The 10507-nt window shown below is 63.7% G+C and carries 10 protein-coding genes; 4 read left to right on the forward strand and 6 right to left on the reverse strand.

From position 1 onward, the window contains the following. From AC3FOF_RS26385 to AC3FOF_RS26405, 5 genes are all read right to left on the reverse strand, one after another. Positions 1-1002, reverse strand: a complete 1002-nt coding sequence (locus AC3FOF_RS26385) for a Bug family tripartite tricarboxylate transporter substrate binding protein (RefSeq protein WP_488728285.1) — start codon at positions 1000-1002, stop codon at positions 1-3. 45 nt (positions 1003-1047) lie between these two features. Continuing rightward, the gene (locus AC3FOF_RS26390) at positions 1048-1401 is read right to left on the reverse strand and encodes an NIPSNAP family protein (RefSeq protein WP_017226100.1); all 354 of its coding nucleotides are present in this window, start codon (positions 1399-1401) and stop codon (positions 1048-1050) included. After that, positions 1391-3163: an FAD-dependent oxidoreductase gene (locus AC3FOF_RS26395; RefSeq protein WP_488728286.1), complete on the reverse strand. Its 1773-nt coding sequence runs from the start codon at positions 3161-3163 to the stop codon at positions 1391-1393. The genes AC3FOF_RS26390 and AC3FOF_RS26395 overlap by 11 nt, the downstream gene beginning before the upstream one ends. An 89-nt stretch (positions 3164-3252) precedes the next feature. Further along, positions 3253-3681, reverse strand: a complete 429-nt coding sequence (locus AC3FOF_RS26400; protein WP_276264167.1) for a Zn-ribbon domain-containing OB-fold protein — start codon at positions 3679-3681, stop codon at positions 3253-3255. Next, a complete protein-coding gene (locus tag AC3FOF_RS26405; protein ID WP_488728287.1) occupies positions 3678-4877 on the reverse strand; it encodes a thiolase family protein in 1200 nt (399 codons plus the stop codon). Before AC3FOF_RS26405 ends, AC3FOF_RS26400 begins: the two co-directional genes overlap by 4 nt. A gap of 231 nt (positions 4878-5108) precedes the next feature. On the opposite strand from AC3FOF_RS26405, the gene AC3FOF_RS26410 reads away from it, so the two are divergent. Further along, positions 5109-6395 (forward strand): CoA transferase, encoded by a 1287-nt coding sequence (locus tag AC3FOF_RS26410; protein ID WP_017226096.1) that lies wholly within the window; start codon positions 5109-5111, stop codon positions 6393-6395. A 22-nt stretch (positions 6396-6417) separates the two neighbouring features. After that, the gene (locus tag AC3FOF_RS26415) at positions 6418-7539 is read left to right on the forward strand and encodes a CaiB/BaiF CoA transferase family protein (protein ID WP_488728288.1); all 1122 of its coding nucleotides are present in this window, start codon (positions 6418-6420) and stop codon (positions 7537-7539) included. A gap of 179 nt (positions 7540-7718) precedes the next feature. Here the strand turns inward: AC3FOF_RS26415 and AC3FOF_RS26420 are convergent, their stop codons facing one another. Continuing rightward, positions 7719-8465, reverse strand: a complete 747-nt coding sequence (locus AC3FOF_RS26420) for a FadR/GntR family transcriptional regulator (protein WP_017226094.1) — start codon at positions 8463-8465, stop codon at positions 7719-7721. A gap of 380 nt (positions 8466-8845) precedes the next feature. Between AC3FOF_RS26420 and AC3FOF_RS26425 the strand changes: the two genes are divergently transcribed. After that, on the forward strand, positions 8846-9595 hold the full coding sequence (locus AC3FOF_RS26425) for an electron transfer flavoprotein subunit beta/FixA family protein (protein ID WP_488728289.1): 750 nt from the start codon (positions 8846-8848) through the stop codon (positions 9593-9595). A 19-nt stretch (positions 9596-9614) separates the two neighbouring features. Continuing rightward, on the forward strand, positions 9615-10507 hold an 893-nt coding region (locus AC3FOF_RS26430; protein WP_488726590.1), incomplete at its 3' end, for an electron transfer flavoprotein subunit alpha/FixB family protein.

Consider the following 10507-nt stretch of genomic DNA (forward strand, 5'->3'; position numbering starts at 1 on the left):
TCAGTCCGCCGTGATGTTGTGCTTGCGGATGATTTCCGCGAACTGGGCATGCTCCGCGCGGAGCATCTGCTCGAACGCTTGCGGCGTGGAAGGCTGCGCAACTGCCGCATTGGCCAAGAGCCTGGCGCGAATGCCGGGGTCCTTCAGTAGCTGTTGCACGGCCTGATTGAGCTTGTCGACGACAGGCTGCGGCGTCCTGGCAGGCGCCATCAGACCAAACCAGATTTCCGATTTGAAACCCGGCAGAACCTCGTTGATCGGCTGCGCATTGGGCGCCACCTCAGAGCGCCCGGCGCTTGCCACGCCCAGCAGCTTCAGGCTGCCTGCGTTGACCTGGCCCATCATCGTTGCGGACGGACTGGTAAACAGCACCTGCGCTTCGCCTGTGCGCACCGACATCGTGGTGTTCGCCTCCCCCCGGTACGGTACTTGTGTCATGCTCAGGCCGGCAGCCCGCGAAAGCAGGTGAGTGGCAAGGTTGCCGTACGAAGCCGGGCCCGCGGTAGCGTAATTGAGCGTGTTCGGATGGCCCTTGGCATAGGCGAAGAACTCGCGCAGATTGTTGGCCGGCATGCTCTTGTTCACGACCAGCACCATCGGCATGGTGGTCACCGTCGAAACGGGCGCGAGATCCTTGAGCGGATCGTACCCTGCGGACTTGTTGAGCAGCGCCGCAATCAACAGGCCGTTGTTCGGGTACAGCAGGGTATAGCCGTCCGGTACGGCACGTGCCACAAAGGCCGCGCCAATCGCGCCGGACGCCCCTGCCCGGTTGTCGACGATGATGGGTTGCCCGAGTATCGTCGACAGCTGTTGGGAGATGACGCGTACCTGGATATCGCTAGCCCCGCCTGCCGAGTACGGCACCACAATCGTGATTGGCTTGGACGGATAGGCGTCCGCCGCGGCGGCGGGCACCGAGACGCCCATGGATGCGAGCACGCCGGCAAAGCAGGCGGCAAGGCAGCGTGAAATTCGTGGGATGCGGGGAAGGAAATTCATTTGTGTCTCCAGTTTCTTTTGTCAGGCTGGCAGGTTTGCCGGCCGTTATCGATTGCTCGTAGGAATCGTTACTCCGGGCATGGCGACCGCACGGATCAGCCGCGTCTCCTGGGCGACGATCAGGTGCGCCGAGGCCGTCAGGTATTCGGCGAACCCGGGGTGGGCGTCACGTGCACGGGAACGGCGCTCGAAGTCGGCTAGATCCTGGTAGCCCCACAAGTGCACGAACTGGTTCTGCGGGCCGACATGGCTGACATAGGCGCCAAGCGGATTGCCCAGGGTTTCGAGCAGGATGGGCATTGCCATCTTGCCGAACACATCCAGGAACTCGTTCATCCTGCGCAGCCGGATCGTGTAGATACGGTGGTCGACGAGGGTGAGTGCGTTGTCAGGCTGCATGCGCTTTCTCCCTGCGTACGGCCTGCGGTGCCCCGCTGCCTGCCTGCGCATTCGCGAGGCGGGCGATGTGCCGTCCGGTGATGTAGCCGAATGTCATGATGGGGCCCAGCGTGATCCCTGCGCCTGGATAGTTGCCGCCCATGATGCTGGCGCGGTCATTGCCCACGGCATAGAGGCCGGCAATGGCGCTGCCGTCTTCGCGCAGCACGGCACCCTCCACATTCGTGGCAATGCCGTCAAAGGTACCGAGATCCCCCATCACTATCTTCAGGGCATAGAAAGGGCCCTGCGCGATGGGCGCCACGCAGGGATTCGGCTTGTGGTCCGGATCCCCGAGGTATCGGTTGAACGAAGTGATGCCCCGGCCAAACTGGCGATCCTCGCCGTACTGCGCACCCGCGTTGTACTCGCGCACGGTCTGCTCAAGCGCCGCGGCATCGATGCCGCATTCTTGCGCGAGCGCGGCGAGCGAACCGCCCCGATTGAGATAGCCCTTACGCAGCAACGGGCCAAGGGGCAGCGGCGCCGGTTTGGCGTAGCCCAGCCCGTACTTCGAAATGGTGGCGTGGTCGCAGATCAGCCACATTGCGGTTTCCCGCTGGCCTGCGCATGCGCGAATCAGGTCCGCGCCCACGTCGTGGTAGGAATTCGATTCGTTGGTGAACCGCTGGCCATTGCGCAACACGCCGATGACGCCGGGCTTGTAGCGGTCCAGCAGATGCGGGAACGCGACGTAGCGCCCGCCGCCCATCGGTACCTTTGATACCGGCATCCACGCCGCAGCGTCGCGATAGCGCAGCGGTACCGTGCCGCCCGCCTCCTCCGCCAGGCGTGCGCCATCGCCGGTGTTGGTGGCCGGCACCGGCGAAAAGTGCTCGCCGCCGCGCGCGACATGCGGGTAGGCCTTGCGCAGACGCTGGATATCGTGCGAAAAACCGCCGCTGGCGAGCACTACGCCGTGTCGGGCCCGGACTTCCACCTCGCCGCCGTCGCGCTTGACGATCGCGCCCGCCACTGCGCCGTCCCTGATCACAAGCCGGAGCGCGGGCGACGCAGTCCAGATGGGAATGCCGAGATCCAGCGCCGATTTCGCCAGGCGCGCCGCCAGCGCATTGCCGCTGGTGACATGCATGCCGCGCCGGTAGAGCACCAACTCCTTGAGGTGACTTGCGAGCCTCCTGGCAACATAGAAGAACGACTTCACCGACTTCGTCACGTTGAAGAAGTGCTTCAGGTCGGCATTCGACGAATTGAACATCATGCCGATGAACGTGATGGTCGATAGCGGCGGGCGCAGGCGCGACACGTCCTTGCCCAGCTCGCGGATATCGAACGGTGCCGCCAGGATGGAGCGGCCGACGTCGACGCCACCGATCTGCGTGGGATGGTAGTCGGGATACAGCGTCGGCACGAACTTCACGCTGGTCTCGCGCTCGAACCAATCGACCATCTTCGGGCCGTTGTCCAGGAACGCATCGACGGCGGCTGCGTCGAACGCAGATCCCGTTTCCGCCGCAAGGTAGGCGCGCGCGGCTTCGCGACTGTCCTTCTGATTGGCGCGCCGGGAGACCGGATTGCCGGGAATCCACAGCACACCGCCTGAAAAGGCGGTGGTCCCGCCAAACACGCTGTCTTTTTCCACGACCACGACATCAAGGCCGTGCTTGCGGGCGGTGACAGCCGTGGAGAGGCCGCCGGCACCGGCACCGATCACCAGCAAATCGCAGTCGACCGTGTTCATGGACGATGGGGTGTCGCGCATGCATAACTCCTGGGACGATGTAGAACAACAAGAACAAGAAACGTTGTGGCAGTGACGGCGGCGCCGCGCTGCGGTCGCCAGCCCGGTCATCAGCGCTGGAGGGCACGGGCGGCAAACAGATCGCCATCCTGGTAGCGCAGCCTTACCATCTCCACGGCCATGCCGATACTAGGCGCGGCTGCTTCGGTTTCCAGCAGCTTGCAGGCAATGCGTATGCCGCAATCCAGGTCGACAATGCAGACGCTGTAGGGGGCCTCGGCCGCGAAGACGGTGGGCGCGGCGTGCACGCGCGTCCAGGAATAGATGACCCCGCGCGGGCTGAGATCGGTCCATTCGAGCGCTTCGGACCAGCAATGCGGGCAGATGATCTGTGGCGGGAAGGTCTGCTTGCCGCAGTCGCAGCATGCAGTGGTGATCCAGCGGCCTTGCGCAAGAGCACTCCAGAACGGCGCAGTCGCCGTCGAAACGCGCGGCGGATAGGCACGCGAGGCGCCAATGTCGACTGTCTCGAGCATCATTGAACTCCTTCGAACACGTGAACCAGCGCTGCGTTGTAGTTGCCCAGTTCCCCTGTTGCAACACCCCATTGGGCGCCCTTCACCTGGCGCTCGCCTGCGCGGCCGCGCAGCTGTTCCGCGATCTCCACGTAGTTGTAGAGCGACGTGACATAGGATGGATGACCGCGCGAAAGCAGGCCGCCGGACGTGGAGATCGGAATCCGCCCGCCAAGCGTGGTCTCTCCGTCGAGTGCGGCAATCGATCCCCGGCCACGCGGTACCAGACCGAGCGCCTCGCTGACCAGGATCTCGACAATCGTGCAAGGGGCATAGAGCTCCGCCAGATCAAGGTCCGAAGCCGTGATGCCCGCTTCGGCGTATGCCTGCGCCGAAGCCGCCCGTGCCGCCTCGAAGCCGATCATGTCGTTGGGTACGTCGCTGATCTGGTGTGAGCCGTCATGCTGGAAACCCCGGCCCTGGATCAACACGTACGGGCGGCCGGTAGCGCGTGCAACCTCCTCGCTGGCGAGCACCAGGCAGGCCGCACCGTCGCCGCGTGGCGGCACGTCATACAGTCCCAGGGGCTCGACGATCGGGCGCTGTGCCAGTACCTCCTGCGTCGTGATCGGCTTGCTGTACTGGGCCAGGGGGTTCAGCGAAGCGTGATAGCGGTTCTTCACGGCCACTGCGGCCAGCTGCTCCTGCGTGGCGCCATGCTCATGCATGTAGCGCGCAGCGTCCATGGCGTACCACGAGATCGGCGTGAAGCCTGCGGGAACATGGAAGTCGACATCGCCGGTCGTCCGCATGCTGCTCATGGCATGCTCGGCCGCGGAAACCGCCGTTTCCATATTGATGCCGAGCGCCAGTGCGACCTTGGCCCTGCCGAGCAGGATTTCGTTGCACGCCTGATCAAGCGCCAGGGCGGCGGTCATGCCATTGCCCATCACCTCGAGCACGGTGCCCCGGCATGGCAGCTTGAGCTTGCCGATCATGAACGTGTGCAGGTACTTCTGCCGGGTGTATGGACGCGGCAGCGTGAAGACCAGGCTCTCGATGTCACGCTTGTCCACGCCGGCGTCGCGCGTCGCCTCAAGTACGAGCCGCAACAGGACCTCGTGCTCCAGCGTGTGAAGCTCCTCCGCATCGGCTGTCTGGTGCCTTCCGACCGGTATGGCGCTCGCGCCGATGATCGCGACGCGTTTGGGCTCGCTCATTGCATTGTCTCCGCTTGCACCGGCAACCAACCGATTGGTTCTCGCCGAGGCATCCTCATTTTTTTCAATGGTAGAACCAACGGAGTAAACTGTCAAATGATGGTTTTCCGCAAGCGTTACGGCGTCGGCATGAAATCGTTATGCCACTCGGAAGCCGGCGTCTACGTGTTGACTACGCCAGACCCCTGCGTTACATTGGTTGAGCCATTGACAAAACAGAGGTAGGAGACCATGTTCAACCAGAGCTGTATCGAAGAGCTGCCAGTGCGTGAGGCGCCGGCTCAGCCACGCGAAAGTGCCGTGAGCGGACTGAAAGTGGTCGATTTTTCGCACTTCATCGCCGGGCCATTGGCGACAATGATCCTGGGGGACTTTGGCGCGGATGTGATCAAGATCGAGCGTCCTGGGCGCGGAGAGGATTTCCGCTATTACCCGCCACTGGATCCGGCGCTGCCTGCGCAGGGCGGCCCGTACCTTTGGACCAATCGGAACAAGCGCAGTCTCGCGCTTGACCTCAAAACCGAGGAGGGTGTGAAGGTGGCGCTCGACCTGGTCGCGACCGCGGACGTCGTGGTCGAGAACTTTTCGAGCGGCGTCATGGAGCGCCTTGGATTGGGCTACGAGCGCTGTGCGCAGCTCAATCCACGCCTGATCTATTGTTCCGTGTCCGCGTACGGGCGCACGGGGCCCTATGCGGATCGACTTGGCTTCGACCCTGTCGTGCAGGCAGAGAGCGGCTACATGTCCATGAATGGCTACCCTGACCGTCCCGGTGTGCGCAGCGGGCCGGTGGTCATGGATATGGGGACGGCCCTGATGGCGAGCAATGCACTGCTGCTTGCCCTATTGGCACGCGAGCGTACCGGAAAGGGGCAGTTTGTCGAGGTCTCGCTATTTGATACCGCGGTCATGATGACGGGATTTGCCGGCATGCAGAACCTGCTGACCGGAAAGGATCCCCAGCGCCACGGCAATTCCACTCCGGATACGTGCCCTTCGGGGGTGTTTCGCGCGGCGGACCGGCCCTTTTACCTGCATTGCGGGAACGACAAGATCTTCGCGCGCCTTTTCGGCGATGTCTTGGGACGCCCGGATATCGCGGCTCGTCCCGATCTGGTGAGAAGCATCGATCGGCTGAATCATCGCGAGGAACTGTTCGGGATCCTCAATGAGGCTTTTGCGGCGGCGCCGTGGAGCCACTGGCAGGCCAAGCTGCGTGCGGCCTCCGTGCCACACGGCGAAGTCCGAACGCTTGGCGAGGCGTTGCGCTCCGGCGAGGCGCAGTCGCGCGCTCTGGCCACCCGTATTGCCCATCCCGTGAAAGGCTGGATTCCCAACATTGAATCGCCGATGAGGCTATCCGAAACGCCTGCCGTGGCCCCACGGCCTGCGCCGGCGGTGGGCGAACACACGGCCGAAGTGCTACGCGATGTCTTGCACTACGATGAAACACGAATCGCGGAACTTGAGCGCTCAGGTGCGTTGGGTGCTGCGCCGGTTCGCGCACAGGCCAGTTGACGCCGGTGAATGGAGCCATATCTTGGATCAAACAAACACCACCTCACTGAGGAAGGGCCCCCTGTCGGGGGTCCGGATCGTTGAGTTCGCGGGGCTTGGACCAGGGCCGTTCGCCTGTATGCTGCTCGCGGACATGGGCGCTGACATTGTCCGCATCGACCGGCCCGGAGCCAGGCTCATTCACCTGCAGGATCTCATTGGACGTGGCAGGCGCACTGTGCTGCTGGATCTGAAAAGCGCCAAGGACCGGGATCAGGTCCTGACGCTGCTGACCCACGCAGATGCGCTGGTCGAGGGGTTCCGCCCAAGGGTGATGGAACGCCTCGGCCTCGGGCCGGAGACCGTCGCGGCGCTGAATCCCAAACTTGTCTACGGCCGCATGACCGGATGGGGACAAGACGGGCCGCTGTCGCAGACGGCCGGTCACGATATCAACTACATCGCCGTCACGGGTGCCCTCGCCGCGATCGGCGAGCGAGATGGCGGCCCGGTGCCTCCGCTCAATCTCGTCGGTGACTATGGCGGCGGCAGCTTGTACCTGGCGATGGGCATCCTTGCCGCACTGATCGAGGCGCGCAGTTCTGGCCGCGGGCAGGTGGTGGACGCCGCCATCTGCGACGGCGCGCTTTCGCTGATGAGCCTGGCGCAGGGACACAGGCTGCGTGGCCTCTACAGCGAACGCCGCGGCGACAATATGCTCGATGGCGGCGCGCCATACTACGCGGTGTACCGCGCTGCCGGCGGCGAACACGTCTGCATCGGCGCAATCGAGCCACAGTTCTTCGCGCTGCTGTGCGAGCGCATCGGCTTGGATCCGGCGCTGCGCGACGCACAACACGACCGGACCCGATGGCCGGCACTGAGAGCGGAGCTAGCGCGGATCTTCGCGCAACGCAGCCGGGCAGAATGGACGGCGTTGCTGGGCGATACCGATGCGTGCTTTGCTCCCGTGCTGACGCTGAGCGAGGCTGCACAGCACCCGCACCTGCTGGCGCGCGAGGCGTTCGTCGACATCGGCGGCGTGCCTCATCCGGCGCCGGCGCCGCGCTTCTCGAGAACGCCTTCGTCGGTCGCCCATACCGGCGCGTCGGGGCCGCTCACGTGCGGGCAGGTCATCTCGGGCTGGATTGCGAAGGCCAGCTGACGGACGCGGCGTCTGCTGCTCGGTCGCCGCCTGTCATAGGAGGCAGGCCGCAGCAGGTACTTGCACCCTGTCGCCAGTAGCTATGTGATACGGCGAATTTGTCCGTTGTCCGGCGGAATACATCAGCGCAGGCCGCAGTGAAAGCGAAAGGGAAGAAGCCCTGCGCAAGCGCAGGGTACTCAGTCCTGACTCTTGATCTGCGACAGGTAGTAGCGGTGCACGCGCCGAAGGTGAGCTGCCATCTCGTTGGCGGCCTCGTCCGCGTTGCGCTCCGCCAGTAGTTTGAGAAGCCGGCGCCGCGAGGGGAGCACAAAGCGGTTCTCGCTATAGCCGATCTGGGCCACGAACTCGGCCATGACTTTCAGGATAGCCTCCATCGTGAGAATCAGGATGGGGTTGCCGGAAATCTTGACGAGAAGACTATGGAATTCGAGATGTATCCGTGCACGCTCTTCGAAGTTGCCCGCCTTCTGCGCGGCCTCGGCAGCGGCCACGTTAGCCTGCAGTGCCTCAAGGTCCGCTTCAGTTGCCTTCACGCAAACGTCGCGAACCACCAGGTCGGCAAGCATGACTCGCGCCTCGGTCAGTTGCTCCGGGGTGATCGACCCGAGATAGTACAGGTCCCGCAGGCCGGTAATGACGACGTCCCGGTCGCCCTTCTTGATGAACGCGCCACCAGAAGCGCCCTTCTTGAGTTCGATGATGCCGGAAATCTCGAGCGCGCGCAGGGCTTCGCGCAAAGTGTTGCGGCTAACGCCGAAACGCACGCAAAGCTCCCGCTCCGGAGGGAGCTTCTGACCCGGCTTCAGCCGCCCTGCCATGACTTCTTGCCGGATTTGTCTGGCGATCTCGTCGAGTGCGCGGCTGACTGAGATCGGTTCAAAGGTTGCTTCTTCGGCAACAGCTGCTTGCCCGGTTTGGTCCATGGTCTGGTGCCTTTCCACTGCTTTACCCTCGTCTGCCCACGCGAAACGCGCTCTCGCAACGCGTTATCGGTCCCTTGAAGATTCTAGTATAGCGCAGCCGACATGACCATTGATATGACCAATGACCTATCTGAGTCGGCCTCGGGTCGCACCATTCTCATGGCTTCGCCGCAGCCGTCCTCAGGGGAAGCACTGATGTTTGATTCATTGACGTGCAATCCATCCACAATCTATCATTGGATCAACCAATGGTTCATATAGAGCCAAGAAAAACCGGAGACTTCAGTCCATGTGTCTTGGTGTCATCGTCAGCCCCGCATGCGGCCATTCGCGCCTGGCATGTTTGGTCGCATGTTTGGTCAATAGTTGAGTGAATACGCATGAAAGTACTCGTCGCAGTCAAGCGCGTGGTGGATTACAACGTCAAGGTCCGGGTGAAGTCGGACGGTACGGGCGTGGATCTGGCCAACGTCAAGATGAGCATGAACCCGTTTGACGAAATCGCCGTGGAAGAAGCGGTGCGTCTGCGGGAAGCCGGGGTGGTCACCGAGGTGATCGCCGTGTCCTGCGGCGTGAACCAGTGCCAGGAGACCCTGCGTACGGCGATGGCCATCGGCGCCGACCGCGGCATCCTGGTCGAGTCGAACGAAGACCTGCAACCGCTGGCGGTGGCCAAGCTGCTCAAGGCGCTGGTCGACAAGGAACAGCCGCAACTGGTGATCCTGGGCAAGCAGGCCATCGACGACGACTCCAACCAGACCGGCCAGATGCTGGCCGCGCTGGCAGGCCTGCCGCAAGCGACCTTCGCCTCCAAGGTGGTGGTGGCCGATGGCCGGGCGTCGGTGACGCGCGAAGTGGACGGCGGTCTGGAGACCCTGTCGATCAAGCTGCCGGCGATGGTGACCACCGACCTGCGCCTGAACGAGCCGCGCTATGTGACGCTGCCCAACATCATGAAGGCCAAGAAGAAGCAGCTCGACACCGTCAAGCCGGAAGATCTCGGCGTGGACGTGGCGCCCCGGCTGAAGACCCTCAAGGTCGTCGAGCCGCCCAAGCGCAGCGCGGGTGTGATGGTGCCGGACGTTGCGACGCTGGTGCAAAAGCTGAAGAACGAAGCCAAGGTCATCTGAGCGCGCCAGGAGATAAAACATGACTGCACTCGTCATTGCTGAACACGACAACCAATCCATCAAGGGCGCCACGCTGAACACCGTGACGGCAGCTCTCCAGTGCGGCGGCGACGTCCACGTGCTGGTGGCCGGCGCCAACGCCGCTGCTGCAGCCGCCGCTGCCGCCAAGATCGCCGGCGTGTCCAAGGTACTGCTGGCCGATGCCCCGTATTTCGGCGACGGCCTGGCCGAGAACGTGGCCGAGCAAGCGCTGGCCATCGCCAGCGACTACAGCCACATCCTGGCGCCCGCCACCCCCTACGGCAAGAACATCCTGCCGCGCGTGGCCGCCAAGCTGGACGTAGCCCAGCTGTCGGACATCACCAAGGTGGACGGCCCGGATACCTTCGAGCGCCCGATCTACGCCGGCAACGCGATCTCGACCGTGCAATCGTCGGACAAGGTCAAGGTCATCACCGTGCGCACCACCGGCTTTGACGCCGCCGCTGCCGAAGGTGGCTCGGCCGCCGTGGAAAACCTGCCGGCCGTGGCCGACGCCGGCATCTCGCAATTCGTTTCGCGCGAAGTGACCAAGAGCGACCGCCCCGAGCTGACCGCCGCCAAGATCATCGTGTCCGGTGGCCGTGGCGTGGGTTCCGGCGAGAACTACACCAAGGTGCTGACGCCGCTGGCCGACAAGCTGAACGCCGCGATGGGCGCATCCCGCGCCGCCGTCGATGCCGGCTTCGTGCCCAACGATTACCAGGTCGGCCAGACCGGCAAGATCGTTGCGCCGCAGCTGTACATCGCCGTCGGCATTTCCGGCGCGATCCAGCATCTGGCCGGCATGAAGGATTCCAAGGTGATCGTGGCGATCAACAAGGACGCCGAAGCGCCGATCTTCTCGGTGGCCGACTATGGCCTGGTGGGCGA

This window comes from Cupriavidus sp. 96C5-1 (assembly GCF_057798855.1).